The organism is Enterococcus haemoperoxidus ATCC BAA-382, assembly GCF_000407165.1.
GTDB classification, from domain to species: domain Bacteria; phylum Bacillota; class Bacilli; order Lactobacillales; family Enterococcaceae; genus Enterococcus_L; species Enterococcus_L haemoperoxidus.
Map to the genome: position 1 here is coordinate 589128 of NZ_KE136480.1, position 17953 is coordinate 607080.

At 35.8% G+C, this 17953-nt stretch carries 11 protein-coding genes; all 11 read right to left on the reverse strand.

What is annotated here, in order from left to right; genetic code table 11:
• Positions 1–53: 53 nt before the first annotated feature.
• Positions 54–1199 carry an ArgE/DapE family deacylase gene (locus I583_RS13465; protein ID WP_010761963.1) on the reverse strand — a complete coding sequence of 382 codons (1146 nt, stop codon included), beginning with the start codon at positions 1197–1199 and terminating at the stop codon, positions 54–56.
• A 229-nt stretch (positions 1200–1428) separates the two neighbouring features.
• Positions 1429–4536 (reverse strand): hypothetical protein, encoded by a 3108-nt coding sequence (locus I583_RS17010; RefSeq protein WP_010761964.1) that lies wholly within the window; start codon positions 4534–4536, stop codon positions 1429–1431.
• A gap of 281 nt (positions 4537–4817) precedes the next feature.
• Complete coding sequence (locus tag I583_RS13475; RefSeq protein WP_010761965.1) at positions 4818–9107, reverse strand: MucBP domain-containing protein; 4290 nt, start codon at positions 9105–9107, stop codon at positions 4818–4820.
• Positions 9108–9186: 79 nt separating this feature from the next.
• Complete coding sequence (locus tag I583_RS13480) at positions 9187–12504, reverse strand: InlB B-repeat-containing protein (protein WP_010761966.1); 3318 nt, start codon at positions 12502–12504, stop codon at positions 9187–9189.
• 77 nt (positions 12505–12581) lie between these two features.
• Positions 12582–13634, reverse strand: coding sequence for a WxLIP family cell surface protein (locus I583_RS13485; RefSeq protein WP_010761967.1), 1053 nt, complete (start codon positions 13632–13634; stop codon positions 12582–12584).
• A gap of 137 nt (positions 13635–13771) precedes the next feature.
• Positions 13772–14494: a WxL domain-containing protein gene (locus I583_RS13490; protein ID WP_016249907.1), complete on the reverse strand. Its 723-nt coding sequence runs from the start codon at positions 14492–14494 to the stop codon at positions 13772–13774.
• Between the two features lie 90 nt (positions 14495–14584).
• Complete coding sequence (locus I583_RS13495; RefSeq protein ID WP_010761969.1) at positions 14585–14809, reverse strand: hypothetical protein; 225 nt, start codon at positions 14807–14809, stop codon at positions 14585–14587.
• A gap of 9 nt (positions 14810–14818) precedes the next feature.
• Positions 14819–15136 (reverse strand): hypothetical protein, encoded by a 318-nt coding sequence (locus I583_RS13500; RefSeq protein WP_010761970.1) that lies wholly within the window; start codon positions 15134–15136, stop codon positions 14819–14821.
• A 2-nt stretch (positions 15137–15138) separates the two neighbouring features.
• Positions 15139–16257, reverse strand: coding sequence for a WxLIP family cell surface protein (locus I583_RS13505; RefSeq protein ID WP_010761971.1), 1119 nt, complete (start codon positions 16255–16257; stop codon positions 15139–15141).
• Positions 16258–16291: 34 nt separating this feature from the next.
• On the reverse strand, positions 16292–16945 hold the full coding sequence (locus I583_RS13510; protein WP_010761972.1) for a hypothetical protein: 654 nt from the start codon (positions 16943–16945) through the stop codon (positions 16292–16294).
• Positions 16946–17007: 62 nt separating this feature from the next.
• A complete protein-coding gene (locus I583_RS13515) occupies positions 17008–17757 on the reverse strand; it encodes a winged helix-turn-helix domain-containing protein (RefSeq protein ID WP_010761973.1) in 750 nt (249 codons plus the stop codon).
• Between the last annotated feature and the right edge of the window lie 196 nt (positions 17758–17953).

Genomic DNA, 17953 nt, shown 5'->3' on the forward strand with positions numbered 1-17953 from the left:
CTCTGTAATACACAGAATAAGGCACTTTTTTTGTTCTATTTTTGATTTAATGCTTAATTTAAATATGTCGTTGCCATTTCTTTATAAATATCCACCATTTCCAAATAATTATCCACATCCACATACTCATCTACTTGGTGAGGCGTTTCATTACCGGGACCAAAGATAATTACCGGGAAAGCTTGTTTGCCTTTGGTAAATTCAGCAGCATCCGTCGTTCCAGACACGCCAACCATTGGAATATCGACATTGACTTGTTTTTTTGCTACTTGTTGGGCGATTTTTGCGATATCAGAATCTTTTTCGCTTTTAACTGAAATTTTATTTGCTTCGATACTTAACGTTAAATGATACGTATCTTTTTTGTTTAGTTCATCGATCAGTTCATTCATTTTTTTGATCACAAGATCATTATCATAACCTGGGATCGTTCTGATATTTCCTTGAAGACTGGCTTCACTTGGAATACTGTTGATTTGTTCCCCACCAGAAATCATCGTTACATTATAGATAAAATCGCCTAAGACATCATCTGTGTGGATTTCACTGCGAAATAATTGGTTTGCTCTTGTGTAAAAGTCATTCAAATGATCGATTGCATTTACACCTAGTTGAGGCATTGAGCTGTGGGCATTTTTACCAAGTGATGCTACTTTAAAGTTAATCGATCCTTTGTGAGCATAGACGATACCCGCATAGCCTGATGGTTCACCGATCACCATTGAAGTCACATCATCCACGTAGCCTTCTTTGGTTAATTGTTCGGCTCCTAATTCGCCGACTTCTTCACCCACTGTGGCGATTAAACGTAAACGTCCGTTAAAATCTGCTTTTTCTTCTTTTAATTCAATCATTGCAATTGCCATAGCGGCTAACCCACTCTTCATATCACAAGTGCCGCGACCATACATCTTGCCATCACGAATTTCAGGTTTGAACGGATCAGAGGTCCAGTCAGAAACATTTCCTGCTGAAACGACATCCATATGTCCTGAAAATGCTAAGACTTTTTCACTATTTTTATTACCGATTTCAACAATTAGGTTATCACGGTCTTTGTCATATTCTAAAAAGCTTGAGTCGATCCCGTGTTTTTTGAATAGTTTGCTTAAATACTCAGCAACTTCTTTTTCATTGCCATTGACTGATTTGATTGCAACAATGTCTTTTAGGATTTGGATTTTTTCTTGTTTTTCCATTATGTTGGCCTTCTTTCATTTGATTCATTCAGTTTCTCATCGTGTGTGAAAAAAACTGGATAAATTTGCTTACAGGTTAACTATACACCTAAATGGAAAATTCGTTAAATAAAAGATGTGCTTTATTATAAGGAAAAACCTCTACAGCCATTTTTCGATATTTTAACCGAACCTTTACTGTAGAGGTTTATTTTATCCTATCGAGAAACAAAGCTTCAAGTTTTCAGCATTAAGGTGTTTGCTCTACTTGCCATAAAATCGTGGCACGGTAACTACCTGCTTGTAACACTTCTCCAGATGGGACTTCTAGAAATAAGCCTGATTCATTCTTATCCCACTCATTACTTACGTTGTACTGTCCGTTCACTTCATGAGTTCTTTCTGCTACCGATTGCGGCTCATTTTCTGATAAAACAACTGTTTTTTCGTCACTTACCTTATAATGAATGGCAGAAGGTAACGTTTTGCTGGAATCTTCTTGGCTGGTCAATGGTTTCTTCAACGTTGCTGTTAAATTCCATGCACCGCCGTTTTTGCGGTTATCCCAAACGATCAATGGTTTGTCATACTTCGCTTTCTCCACTTTGATAAATGGGATTCCTAGTGATTTACGTCCAAAATTCAAGAAGTTTGGGGAAGACTGTACGAATAGCATTCCTTTAAATTCATATTCAATGGTTCTATCCTCATGGAGTAATTGAATTGCCTCTTCATTCTCTGGTGCTTTGACTAATTGATAATGTTGCGCTTCTATATCTTTAATCACCTTTTTTAGTTGCTTATCTTCTTTTAGATTTAAGAATGAACCCACTTCACCTTCAAAGACAAGTGGCTCACTTATCTGTTCCTGCCCCTCAATTACAAAGTTGACTACTAGTTTGGAGATCATTTTTTTTATTGTAAGCTGAAAAGAGTTATTGTCATTTTGTTCTGCCCCATCCATGACAACCTTTAACTTATCATTTACATTCACAGATAGTACAACATCTTTTGTAGCATATCCTGTATAAAGAACCTCATCGGTCATTACATTTTTTATTTCAAACGTATGTTGCGCATATAAGTCGATGGGTGTCTCTTTATTTTTTTGCTCGGCATGAAGATTAAAATACCCGCTACTAGTTGGATCAAAGGGCCTTATTTCTGTTTTATCTTGATCAATTCGGACAATAGAATTACCAACTAATCTTAAATTATTTTGCTGCTTCTGCCCTATAAATGTCATTTCATAATTTCCCGTTAAGAATTCAGGTGCTTCTTTTGCATTGTACGTCACTTGGTTATCATGAATTACTAATTCACTTATTCCATGTTTAAATTCTGGGATTCGTCCGACAAACTGGTTTTCGTTAAGTAATAATTTGTTCAATTTGGTTAGTCTACTTAGACCGGCAGGAATGGCCCCCCTAAAATAATTTTTAGAGATATCTACTTCCTTCAATTTTAATAAATTTCCAATTGTTACTGGCAGCTCTCCTTCCAGCTTTTTTTCTTTTACTTGTAGCGTTTGTAAATTAGCCAACCAGTCAATATTTTTGGGAATAAATTGATTTGGAAACGATGTAGACTCTGAATTTAAATTAATAGCAGTGATCGCCAGTAAATCAGATTGAAAAACAGTCTTTTTATCAATTGCTTTTGGTGCTAATTGTCGATCAATCTCGTCAATCAGCCAGTTTTGATTGTCAAAATCTGAACGACTCACCGTTTTATTTAGCACATTTACTTTGACTTTCATTCTCTTTTTCCGATTTGGATCCAACATACTGGTCAAAGTGACAGCCACTTCTTTTTCTCCTGGTTCGTTAAATTCCATATATTGATCAAAAGATGCAGACACTTGGTCACCTTCTAACAAGCTCTTTGCATTAGTTACAAATTCATTGGCATCTAACGTCTCCGTTGTACTTCCTAAATGGATACCAATCCCAGATTTTACCTCCCCAAAAGGACCTCCGCCTTGAATAGCGTTATTCATACTAGTTTCTTCATAATATTGATTCCCAGACTTCCATCTAGCACTTACCTTTAAAGGGAGCTCATATCTATTACTTGCACTATCATAGCGTTCTTCTAGTTTGTTTTTATCATAATCTGTCCCTTTAAATTCTATTCTAATGGTATTGTTTGCTAAGCTTTTTAAGGGCTCTTTTGATATAGAGATAAGAGCCATCGACTTATTGGGTATAAACACGTTAAATTTATTGGTTATATTATAGTTGTTCTTATCATAAATTTTGAAATCACTGGAAGCTAACTCTTTGTATACGCTTTTCTCATCTTCTATCACAAACAGGAGCCCTTCCTCTGGATAAGCATTTGGGTAAGCAGAGTACACGGCCTCGTTGATTGTGTAAGATACCCCAATGTCATTGATATTATCATGTCCTTCAATCTCAGGAGCACTGTAATATGGTGTAAAAGGGAACCGTACATCGGGCTGCAAAAATGTAGAGACTCCACCTGCTGTACCATACCTTCTTATTTTAAATTTTGCATTTTGTTCATTTCTTACCACAGAGAAGAAAAAAGCCTTTGTCCATCTAGCAGGTTCAAGTGAATTATCCCGATAATAAGGTGGGATAACGCCCAGTAACTTCTCCCCATCAATAATAAATTCTCTAGTAGACGGGGCGTAGGAAAATGGTCTGTCATATTCACCAGTGGATGCATTGGTTGTTATAGAATTTTTTAGATAAAATTGTTTTTCTAAAGCAACTGGATCGACTCCAACAAAACCATATTTTTCAGCAGGTGTATTGTCTGGATCAGTCCAGTCCCAAAACGCTCCCGTTACCTCTATGGGTAGCCCAAGATAAATATTGTTGACGCTTTCTCTATTATCCATGTAAACTAACTGAGTCCTAAAATGATACTTATCTTTATTCGCAAAAGTGTGATCACCTATTGCTATAGAGCCATTTTCATTTAATGTAATAGTAAAGAAGCCAGCACCCGATCCTGAAGCCTCTGGTCCTATCAACATCTCAAATTTTAGGGCTAACAGTCTGCCTTTATAACTCGCAACTCTATTATAAAAAAAGATATCTCCTTTTTTATATCTAACCCGGTTAATATCGTTACTTGGAAATAATGGAGCCCCATTAGCCCATCTTATATCCTTTCGTGGATCATTACCAAAATACTGTGGTCGAATGACTGGTCGGTCTGGTGGAAAATTGGCGTCCCCCGTTGCAGGCGTTCCATTCTCATTAATAACATTAATAATCGCACCATCTACTGTTTTCGAAAAAAAGGCTACTTCAAACAGACCGAGTAGTATAATACTTGCAAGTATTAGAAGTAATTGTTTTTTTGCTTCTCTACTTATTATCATTTTTATCTCTCCTTCATTTTTTAACGTTTATTACGTTTTCACACTCTTTATTTAGACTAACTATGCTATTTCCCTCATTGATTTAGGGTTAGCAAACGAGACATGTATAAGAATCGAAACCCTATTGTTTATTTCAATGCCATCCTTCTTCACAAATTTATCAGTCCTTACAAAAAAAATACTTAAGTAGAAAGAACGCTACAAGCCACAATATCAGAGATCTTACTAAAAAAGGCCACCCAACATAAAATGTTTTTGGGTGGAACTTTTTCATTTAGTTATTAAGGTGTTTGTTCCACTTGCCATAAAATCGTGGCACGATAATTACCTGCTTGCAACACTTCTCCAGAAGGAACTTCTAACAACAAGCCAGATTCGTTTTTATCCCACTCATTGCTTACATTATATTGCCCTTTCGTATAATGGATTCTTTCCGCTATTGGTTGTGTGATATTTTCCGATAAAATCACCGTCTCTGTCTCACTTACCTTATAGCGAATCGCAGAAGGTAGCACCTTACTGGAATCTTCTTGGCTGGTCAATGGTTTCTTCAAGGTTGCTGTTAAATTCCACGCCCCGCCATTTTTTCGATTATCCCAAACGATCAATGGTTTGTCATACTTTGCTTTTTCTACTTTTATAAATGGCATTCCTAAGCTTTTGCGTCCGAAATTCATAAAATTCGGGGAAGACTGGACGTATAACATACCTTTAAATTGATATTGAACCGTGCTCTCTTCACTCATAACTGGAATGGCCGTTTCATTGTCTGGCTTTTTCACTAATTGGTAGTTTTTAGGCTGAATGGATTCCAGTGCTTTTTGCACTTCTGTTTCTTCCGTTAAATCAATCGTTGTGCCGATCACTTTATCGAACGTAATTTTGTCGTGTAAGGCTTCTCCTGTTTCATCGACAAATTCCACGTTTACTTTTTGATTACTTTGAATATCGATCGTAATCGTTTTTTTGACTGTTTCGGTTCCTCTGACAGCCTTTAAAGTTGCCTCGTAGCTGCCTTGCTCAGGATTCAGTGGTAAGGTCGTTGACTCTACTGATAGCGTAATATCTTTACTTGAACCCGTCGCAACATCCCAAGCAATTGCTTCAGATTTTTTAATAATCAATTGATTGACTTCATTTTCAGTTAGATCTTGCAATGACTCCGGGCTGCTGCTAAAATCATTTGCAGCAATGTAAAGCCCTTCAGATGGCGGTATTTCATCAACAACTTGAACTGGCACTTTGATCAACGTCGTCTTATCTGGTTGATTTTCATCCGTCATTCGCACCATTACACTAGTTACACCCGTCACCGAAGTATCCGGCATATCGCCCTCATATTCGTATGCAGCCATATGTCCAGGTAAGATAACTGCATCCTGAATCACTTCAGAAGCTTCTTTATTGAAATCAGCTCCTTTTTGAAGGATTTGTGGAATTGGTTTTGCCCCAAGATTATACACATTGATTTTCACGGCATAGTCTTGTGAAGGCAGTCCATTATGCGGCCCTTCTGACTCATTAATAGCTAGTAAAGACGTATCATAATGTTCAATCGTACCTGGTTTTTCATTTAGCTTCTCAGGCAATCCTGTCCTTGGGATCGTCAAAGGACTATCGAATTCTTTTTGACTATTTGCGACAAAAGGCATCGTGACTTCAACACCTGTTGGATACGTGACATACACCGTCCCATGGTCCGTTGTTGTAGGAATTTCACTTAATTTGTAACTTGTATTAAAATCATCGACATAATCAGGATAAATATTAAAAACTTCTGGATCAGCTTTGATTTGCATATACGGAAGTTCATCACCAGCAAAAACTTCGTAGCCTGTATTTAGCGCACTATCTGGTGCAATGTCTTTCCACGGAGCACCTAGTTGATAGGCTGAATCGAGACCTGATACAATAGTTTCTCCTGCATCGTAATTTGCGCTTTCAGAGCCTTCGCCCATAAAATCGTCTCCGAAGTAATTAACTGAATTAGCAACACCAATGCTAGTATATCCACCTACTATATATTTTGTATAGTCAGACAGCCAATTTCCTCTAGAATCTTTTAATCGAATGGTAAATCTCTTTCCAGATGAAGGCTGCATGTAAAAGCCACTACCATTCCCTAATGCATGAATCGGAACTATGTCTGTATAATAATCCGTATCCACACTTTCTAACATAGAAAAATTCTTTGTTTTATTAGACAGATTGTACATATCTAACTGAACAGTGAAATTTAAATTTCGATTCAAAGAAAGATTATATACATACAGAATCTGATTGCTTTCATCATGTAGAATTTGTTTCAACTCATTGCCTTTTCGTAAAAAATATTTAGAAGTGATTTGAGGAACACTTCCGTCAAGGCCAATTCCATGTTCTCTACCCCAAAAAGGTCCATACAAAGGACTCTTATTCACTCCTGGTATATCGGTTACTTTACCTTCTCCAGTAGTGAAAACATAGCCTCTACCGGCACTGTCTTTGATAATGAAACCTAATTCATTTTTCTGCAACGTTACGGAAATACCTCTTTCTGGAAAACCTAGTTTTGAACCATTCAATGGATTCGTTATCACACCCTCTACAGAATTTAGAGGGACATTACTCCATTCTTCAATCTTACTATTTCCAAATACTTGATCCGGAACAACAAGTAAATTAAACGTATGGGTCAACAGTTGCTCACCTAAAGTTATCGTAACAGTTGCTTCTTTAGATCCTCTACTAGTATTGGTGATCGTAGATTTAGTAATTCGTACATCGAGTTCTTGCCCTGTCTTCAGATCCCAAGCTTTTGGATCAAATTTTTTAGTGAGCAATTGAATAATTTGCGGGTCCGTTTTCCCTTGAATGTCACTTGCATTCAAAAATGTTAGAGAATTAAAACTCAATCCTGCTTTTGACTCTACAAGAACTGTTTGATTATCCAGTGTTACTGTAATTGGGATAGGGATTATAGTTGAGACTGTTGTATCCTGCGTATCTGTCATTTTTATATAGCCCCAGTGAAACCCTGTTTTGCTAGTATCAAACGTATTAACTGGCTCTGTCGGATCTCCTTCTAGATTTTTGACCCACTCATAGGTGGCATAATAATTTGAACTATTCGTTAAAGTTTGAAATTTCGAGAAAAGATCAGATGCATTCATCCCCATAGACATTTCCTTGTTTTGATCCACGGAAAAGTAATAAGGAGCACTTATATCCGCACCGAATACGGTAACCTGTGTAGTTACACTACTACTATCGCCGTCTAAGGCAACCCTAATTGATCCTGTGTATGCCCCCACAGAGTCATTGCGTGTTGTGGTCTCGGTAAATTCTACAGGTACCGCTTCCCCTGTCTTCGTATTCCAAGCACTTAAATGTCCCTTTAAATTAAGTAAGTCAAGTAACTCTTTATTACTCTTTCCTTTTGTTTCATAAGGATAAAGCAGCACATTACTGTCTACTTTTACCATAATTTTGTTTCCTAATACAGCGGTAGTCTCTTCGTTTGTCACATTGATTGGTACTTTAATAATTGTCGATATATCGGAATAGAAACTGTCTGTCATTCTTACATAACCCCAATGAAATCCAACTGTGGAAGTATCAAAATTATCTAGTGTATCACCGTTTTCATCTACCCATTCATAAATGGCTCCTGTACCCGTTGCGCTACCATATTTTACTGTTTGAAATTCTGAAAATAATTTAGATGGTTTCATTGCTAAATCAAATGATTCATTTTCTTTTATATCGATATATGATCGTGGATTCGCACCAAAAATAACTACATTTTTTCGAACAGAATCTGTCTTCTCCTCTGTGCCCGTTCCTAAGGTGATTTCAAAATTTGCCTGGTATGTACCTACAGAATTTGGTAAATTAGTAGCTTTAGTCACGTGAACTGGAACAGGCGCTCCATCTTCTACATTCCAAGCACGAGCATTTGATCTTATTCGTACTAACTCTTGAATTTCTTTTTCTGTTTTATTTACTACTTCATTTTGATACAAAATGATTTTGCCGTAGTCCACAGTATCTGTTTGAAGAGCAACTTGATTATTTAACAAAAAAGACGTATCTAAATCTGTCACCGTTACTGGAATAGGAACTTGAATACTAGTTTGACTGTAATTTTCAGTGATTTTTACATAAACTGTTTGAAATCCTACTTTCTCACTACTGGGAGTAGTTGGTGAACCATCAGCGTTTACATATTCATATTGAGCTCCGTTTTCTGGATGAGGAATAACCCAATCTGAAAAAAGTTTCATTAGCTCATATTCGCTAGTAAAGTTCGGAAAAAAAGCATTTTGTTCTATTTTCAAGACTTTAGGGATAGCCTTCAAACCTGCTTCATTTTCCACTGGATCTAATGCTTTTGGTAATTTAGAATCCCTTACAGTAGACTTTTTATTTGTCATTTCTTTTGTATCTTTTTTTACACCTGTTTCAGGATTCGCTAATAATGGATTTGTTGTAGCAACTAGAACAGAGACAGAAAAAAAGCCTCCTATCATTAACCCAACAAGCATTCTTAATACTTTAGCTTTAGAATAATTCTTTTTTTTGTTTCCCATTATTCTCCAACTTTCTGGATTATTTTTAAAAGTCCGCCCAGCATAAATGCTTTTGGGCGGAACCTTTTTCATTTAGTTATTACGGTGTTTGTTCTACCTGCCATAAAATCGTGGCACGATAACCACCAGCTTGTAACACGTCTCCTGATGGGACTTCTAAGAATAAGCCGGATTCATTATTATCCCACTCATTACTTACGTTGTATTGTCCTTTTGTTTCATGGGTTCTTTCTGCTACCGATTGTGGTTCATTTTCTGATAAGACAACTGTTTTTTTGTCACTCACCTTATAATGAATAGCAGAAGGTAACGTTTTACTAGGATCTTCTTGGCTGGTTAGTGGTTTTTTCAATGTTGCCGTTAGATCCCACGGTCCACCATTTTTACGATTGTCCCAAACGATCAATGGTTTGTCGTATTTTGCTTTTTCGACTTTTATAAAGGGAATGCCTAAACTTTTACGTCCAAAATTCATGAAATTTGGGGAAGATTGGACGAATAATTTGCCTTTAAATTGGTATTGTACAGTCTGTTCTTCCTCCTCTATTAGAATCTCAGTTTCTTTTTCTGGTCTTTTATAAAGTTCGTAGTTTCCTTTTTTTATTTCCTGAATAGCTTCCGTTACTTCCTGTTCTTTCGTTAAATCAATGATTGATCCAATAAGATAGTCACTCTTAATAGGTAAATGCAAAGAAACTCCTTCCTCATCCAAAAATTCAATGTTTAGCGTTGAATAATATAATTCAAATTTAGCTTTAAATACCATATCTTTGTTTATCACAAATTTATCTTTCGGAAGCTCTGGTTCCCAACCTACAAATCGGTATCCTTTATCAGGGATTGTTTTTGGAATAATAATCTTGCTTTCACCCCAAGTTGTACCGTCTTCTATTTGCCATGTTACATTGGTACCCTCTATATTAAGAGAGCCGTGATCACTAGCTAAAAATGAAATGGAATGTAGCTTGTTTTCCCATACTGCATATAAATCAATGTGCTCTTCTCCAACAGCGATCCCTTCTTGCTCCAATTCAAAATCTTTTTTCCCATTTAGTTCTTTACTCCAACCGATTAAATTCTTGCCTTCCCTTTCAAATAGTTCGCCCGCAGTTGTAAAGAGCGAATTCTTAATTACCGATAAACTGATATCTTCAGGAGAATTAACATAATCGCCAGCATGGTAAATTACTTGTGTAAGCTCATTTGGATAGACAAAAACTGGAATTAATTTCATATTACCGCTAACCAACAAAAAATTTCCTGGGTAGTGTATTTTTTCAGTTTTCTGATCTTTCCAGCCAGCAAATACTTTCCCTTCCGGCGGGGAAAGTGTTGCGCCATCTTTTAAAATAGCTTTTTGATTTAATTCATAATACTCTGTATCAATCGGAGCTGTTCCCGAACCCTCTCCTAAATCATACGTCACTCGGAACTCGTCTCTAATCCATCGTGCATATAAATCGATATCCTTAGTAACAGGAATCGTCTCCGCAAATTCAAACCCTGTTCCATTGATATCCCAGAACCACCCATTAAAAATCCCTTTGTTTTCTAATAATGTCTCTCCTTTAACGTAATCAGCAGGAAACGTCACGTATTCGTTATCTCCATAGGTTTGTTTCAGCAACTCTTTTCCATTTAATCCATCTAAGTACCGAACAGTATTCTTTGTGGATTCCCATTTAGCAAATAACGTTAATTCGTTACTTGGCATTTTTAAATTTGTAAAATTGACTTTATCAATATATGAACTATCATAATACCATCCAATAAACTTGTACCCTAAACGTTGAGGGGCTTTGGGTTCTGTAATTTCTTGTTCAAACTTCTTATTACTACTCATTTCTGAGCTGTCCATCGTCCCACCTAAAGGATCATACTTTAAAAGATAACTATTTCGTTTGTAATAAAAATTTTGAACAAGTAAATCTTTATTGTCTGATACTGTAGTTGAATGAGAATAAGTTAAGCCAGAAATCGCACTAGCTACTAAATTAGTACCTACTCCTTCCTTATCATAATCTCTTTTTGCTTCATACCCTGTTCCAGACACAGACTCAAAATATACAAATACTCTAGTTCTTTTTGCACCTAAATTTGTTGTCCATTTTGCTACTGAAGTATAAGTACTACCAGAAGACGGAATCAGGTTGTAAAACAACTCTACCGGATCTGTAACTTGATTCGTTACAGGCATAGTCCAAGACTCAAAGAGATTATATGGTGCACTTATCGTTTTATTTGAAGGCCAAAGACCTTTAATATTTTGGTCAAATTTAGCCTTCATGACATATTTCTCACCATTACCATAGTAATTTTTACCATTTCCTACTAAAGTAGCGTTGACTTTATCTAAATCAAATGTATAAGTATAGATAGAACGTTTATAGTACACATTAACTACACTGGTACCGTCACCTCTTACAATTGTTGAACTACTAAAATTAAATTCAGCATACTTTAATGGATTATCTTCGGCTAGAGAAGGTAGGTTACTATCAGCTTCAGATTTATCTACCTGTTTTTCTGAACCTGCTAATGCTTGAATTTTCTTTGAAGAGCTATATTTATAATTATTTAAGTTTCTTCCGGGATCCCCTACTAAATTTTTCACTTCAGTCCAATAAACAAGTGTGACATTAACGTTTTCAGGGGTAAATACAGCATATAATGTTAGATTTCCTGTTATAGGAGAATTAAAATCATAGATTTCTCCTCCTTTTTTAGTCGACCAATGTGAAAAACTATAGCCTTCTTTTTCAGGATTTGTTGGTTTAGTTGCCTGATCTCCCAATAAAACATATTGGGGATCAACTTGTGTTCCTTCAGAACTAAATAAGACGAGTTTATATTTTGAAAAATTAGGAATAAGTACTAAATTCCTAGATGCTTTTTCATCGTCAAAATTAAACGGTTTTCTTTCTTCGTCACCTTCTTCAGACCAATGAGTAAAAAACTCGCCTGCCGGCGGTGTGATTTCCTTTTCACTTTTAGGAATTCTCTTACCAGGTGCAACTTCTTTTGAGTCTATAATCTGACCTTCATTATTTTTGTATTGAACTAGAAAAATTTCTGAAAATTGAGCAAATACGGTAGTTGAGTAAGTTAGTTTTTTATTAAAATCAAATTTTTCTCCGCCTGTAGGTTCAGTAAACCATCCATTAAACATTGCTTGATTATTCCCTGGCTCAGGATTTTCAGGAACTAAGGGTATGGTACCTTTATCAAGAACCTGCCTGTAAAACTCTTTATTATCATTTATAAATGTAATCGTTATTTTTTCTGTCTGGTTATTTTTCTGTTGTGCTTTGACGTTTGGCAATGGTGATTCCCATAACACTAACCCTATAAGTAAGATAACTATTACTCCTACCATTAATTTTAATTTAGTACTCATTTTTTACCATCCACTCTTTTCTAAACTTATACATTAACTCTAGTATTTATCAAAAAATGATTATGATGGATCTTAGCTTAACGCTTCTTTTTGTTTTTCACTTTTTTATGTTTGATTACTTTATAACTTAAAGTAATGATAAGCGTACCCATAAATAGTAGTAGAAAAGACCCTAAAAATAACTGTTCTCTAGTTAGTTTATTTTCTTTGAGTTGCATATTAAGACTTTTAGCCTCTAACGTATTAATCGTAAAATCTTCTGTCCATGACCGATTACCGCCAGTTTTTGAGGAAACCTTGATCTGAGCAGAATATGTTCCTGCGCTCAGTCCTTTATCAGCTAAATCAACAGGAAAATCAATCATCGAATTCGGGGCCATTCGCATTTCTTTTTTTTTGTACTCCACTAACACTTGTTGCTTGTTGGCTTTCCTTACTCGAACAGCGATACTCATCCCTTCGACATACACAGGACGGCTGTTGGACAGGTTGATAAATAAATGACTTTTTTTATTCTTAAATGCTATGTATGTTTTATTTAGGTTTAACTCAGGCTTGATACTACTCGTATCGCCAACTCTTAGCAACATACCTACTAAAAACGCAAATTCATTGACAACAACATCTTTTTTCGCTAGATCATTTGCTTCTATGTTTGTCACAGGTTGTAATTGAATGCCGCCTGCTACCATTCCGTTATTCATTTCTTTAGGCAGCGTAATAGTCAAGTCTACCTGTCTACTACCGTTAGCAGGAATAGTCACTTTTGTTGGTCCTTTGACAATCGTGGTGAATTCATTTACTAAAGAGGAATCTTTGGGTAAATCATTAGGGCCATATTCCACTTTTCCAACGTTATTGGTTTTTGCCGTATTTAAGCGTGTTTGAACGGTTAGTTCTTTTGCTAATGTGTTATAAAGCTTGAGTGAAACTTTTTGTTCTTGTCCTGGCTTCATTTGGAGATCAAAGTAACCTAGACTCTTGTTCTTTTGATTCTCAGGGTATAACACCTCATAAGATAAGCCGCTAATCAAATTCGATGCGTCTTGTTTCGCAAAACTTTTAATGGGATCCATGAATGATATCAAACAAAGGAGTAGTACTATTAAATAGATTCGATGTTTTTTCACCTGCTGATCCCTCCTTCTTTTTTATAAAAACAAATCCTTAATTCTATGTCATATAAACAATTCTGTGAACAACTTATAACAATAACTGTCAACCAACCTATTTACTTATTTATAGAAACACATGACCAAGCTATTTCTTAGTATGTGTTGTCAAGACTCCAGTTCACGCTACCTTTAAATGCTTTACCAGCAGCGCCAGTACCTGTAGTAACTGTTAATTTAGTATCAGTTAGTTTTGTAGCAAATCCGCCTTTAACAGCATCTGCTTGTGTTTTAGCAATGATGTTTGTTGCAGTTGTATTGCCAGCTTCCAATGTTACGTTTTTACCTACAACGATATTGTTAGGATCAGCAAGAGTACCTAAGTTTCCTTCAACTGGATTTGGTAAGAAGTCATTTGTATCTGGATCAACTTCACCAATATCGTAAGATTGTGGATCGCCTAAAGTAAATGTTAATTTTGATGGCAATTCTGTAGCTGAGCTATCTTTAGAGACTAATTTAGACAATGTCGCACTAACTTTCCAAGCAGAAGTTGTTTCAGCTCTTGTTTCTCCACCGCCAGTTTCAGTACCTTGTCTGTCATCATTTACGACAACATATTGATCTCCGGCTACAGTATTGCTATATGTAGCAATATTCGCTGTTGCTGCTTGACGACCAAAGTCAAAGTTAGATGGTGTCCATACCAATGCTAAGTTATCTTTAAATGGTCCAGGTCCAGGTTTTACTGGTCCGTCAGTATCAAAACGAATCCCCAAATCTGTTTGCTCACTGCCAATTTCTTCTGCATTCGCAGGTTTTGCAAAAATCAGCAATGCTGATGAAGCAAGTAATGTTGTAAATAGTATTTTTTTCAAAATTTAATCACCCTTCTTATTTAGCGTAAATAAAATTGGTGACAGTTACTGTTGTAAATTGTTCACAGAATAATGCTTGTTCTTTCTGATCTAGCCAATCAAGTTGATTTGGTCTTTTAATAAAATAAACAAGTAAATAATTAATCCTAAGCTTGTGATCGACACAGCTAATAGACTGCAGTTAAAGACCAGATCCAGCTTTTTTTTCCTTAGTTTTTTGACTAAAAATACGTCTCTTGAAAGTGTTACCAGAAAAAACAATAACGCTGCCGAGGCTATTCCTCCTAATATATAAATCCATAAATAATCTTTCATCTTACACTCCTATCCATGTATGCTGTACACCTTACGTAAGCTGATAACACCTAAAAATACAATCAAACAAGTGACACCCAACAATAATAAAATGAACGATGTCATCATTTGTCCTAAATGAGGTAAAGCACCATCACTTGTCGGATAGACAGGTGGTTTCGTCTCATAAATAGGTGGTTTCGGTTTCTCTTGTTCAACAGACTGATTGAAGGATATCCCTGTTTCTGTTTTCTCTTGCTCGGCTAAAGCTTGAGGTGTTTGACTAAACAAGAGCCCAAACACACACACCACAAGAAACAACGGCCAAATAAAGTAAGGCTTTTTCATACTTATTCACCAGCTTTTCTATTGGTTTTTTTTTGATTTACTTGTTTCTTTTGCTTTTTTTGATTCCCTTGTTTTTTACGTTTCGCGATTCTGATTTTTTTCCATTGTTTCTCCCATTTTTTTCTTCTAAAAAGAGTTAACGACATAATCAAAACGGTAAGCACTAATAAGCAAATCGCGCTACCTTTGATCCATGTTGGCGTAATAATCTTAAACGCACTTTCTTCATTCATTTTTTTGGCTTGTTGGTTGGTGATCGTGAATTCTTTACTAAGTTGCCATTCTTGATAGTCATTTGATGCATCAAGCGTTAAGGTATAGGTTCCAGAAGGAAGGTCAGCGATTCCCCAATCTATTTCAAAATCAAATGAACTGTTTGGTGCCATACTGTAATTTTCTACAGATTTTCGTTTAACAACTTCAGTGCTACCTTTTTTAGTCATTGTGCCAACGATACTTAAATTTTCTAATACTTTGGGTTCTGGGTTTTGTAAGTTCGCTAAAACCATTTTTTTCCCACGCTTAATCGAAGCCTTCGCTGAGTTTAAATTCAGTGTTTGAGCGTTGTTGAATTCATCGCCAGAACCTGACGTAATCAATCCGACACGATAGGAAAATTCTGTTGAAACACCACTTTTAGCCTTTTCTCCTTGATCCAATGCAAAAACAATTGCCCCCATTTTGACACCCGTGTACATTTCTTTGGGCGGTGTCAATTGGATTTTTACTGTTTTCTCTTCGTAATTACCAACTGTAATATCCGGATTCGCTATTTTGACCATCGAAGTCACGGGTTCTTTTAACGTTGAATCGAAATATGTTTTATCATCGCTATATTCGATCGTTCCGCCATCACCTGTGATCGCATTGGTTCCATAAATCTTTATACGCACATTTTCTTTTTTTGTACTTTTAATTCTTACTTCTAAGGTTTGAGCTTCTCCTGGCGTCGTTTTCACATAAAAATAACGTTTACTCGGATCAATTTGTGTATTGGACTGAACTAGGGTCACTGTATACCCTAGATTATTATCATCCTCTGCCGCCTTCACTTGATCGCCAAAAAAAAATAAGGAAAAGACGCAGATAAGGCTTATATAAATTGCATTAATTCTTCTCATGAAAAAGGGTTCTCCTAACTACTAGTATTTATTCTTATTGAATTGATTGAACAACGATTTCTACATACCACTCATCTTTTTCATCACACTTAATAAATGCGACTAAGCTAAGACCTTTTTTCGTAAAGTGGTTCGTCCAATGCTCCGTAAATTCTTTAGTATATTCCTCAGCTGCTTCTTTTGTTTGAAAAGGGCCCTCTACTTTGACCACTTCGTTCTCTTCATATGATTCATCTTTTTCTTCATATAAAGATTTTGTAATGACATATATGACATAGACGATCGTCAGAGAAACAATAAATAGTAGGAGGAATAGCGGCCAAATAATCGTCATCAAGAGTGTTATAGCACTGATTCCGATAATCGCTAGAAACACGATCATAGAATAGGTACTCTCTGTTTGCTTGATTCCTTCGCGCTTATTCTTGGTATAAAACATCAACAATAGGAAAAGATTGAACGTCATCAGTAAAAAAGCGATAAATAAATACGTTAGTACATCGCTCAAGTAATAATTCATTAGGAACAATAACTGAACAATAAACTTGGCATTCTTATCTACATAAAACACGGCTCCTTCATAGAACCTTGAAAAAAGAATAAAATTAGTGATCCATCCTATTAAAAGAATGATTTGCCCGAGATAGAAGTTTCGATATTTTTGATAATAGTTCTGTTTGTCTTTCACACCTTTTGCCATCCATTTCTTTAAGTTTCTAAAAGTCTAGCTAGTTATCCTCATATTCATGATTACTGTAAGACTTTGTCGCTTCGGCCTTTTAAAAGAAATCGCCCATTTTTTGCAGATGTAAGTAGATACCCTCTTGTTCGAATGATTTCAATTTCAAAATAGCTTTGTTTTTTTAATTTGCTTCTAATATGAAAAATGAAGTTTGCGACGCGATATTTTTCAAGCGCTTCTCCTGTCGAAGTACCATAGATTGCATCATTGATTTGATCATATGTCACAACGTTGTCCAAGTTTTCATATAGCAACTCAATAATTTTGAATTCTTTTCGGGTTAATGCTATTATTTTGTCATGAACTACTAGGCTTAGCTTGGCAGGATCTAAGAAATGATGATCAGATATTTTTTTTGGTTCTTCCCTATTTAATAAGTGATTTTTATAGTTGAGCGCATTTTTTATTTTGATTCCAAGCGCCTCAATCCCTTGATCTGACTCAATAATTTCGATTACTGAATTTTTACTTAAAAGGGGATACAATTTCGGTAATTCCGATCCTTTCTCTCCACACAGAATCCAAATAAATAAGGAATGATCCTCTTGTATATCGATCAGCCACTGAAATGCTTTAACATAGCCAGATGCTTTCTCTAAATGAATCACCAAACCATCTAACGTTCCTATCTGTTCTTTTTCTGTAATCTTAATTAGTGAATACTGTTGTTCATTGAGGTCTCTTTTTATCAATAACTCTATGTGATTGCTCTGTTCAGAATCGTCTCTGATATGTAATAGGCCAATTGTATTATTCATATGGCTCCCTCCACTTCAAATTTTAATTTTACATTAGGTCTATTCCTCTCATCCCTAATTCTCTTATACTGCTCTATTCTTATAAAAAACATATCGATACCCAATGGATCAAATCATCTTTATAAGATACTTCCCATAATTCCCTATCTTTGCTTGAACATGATGCATTGAATTAGCGATTGATACACTTGTACAG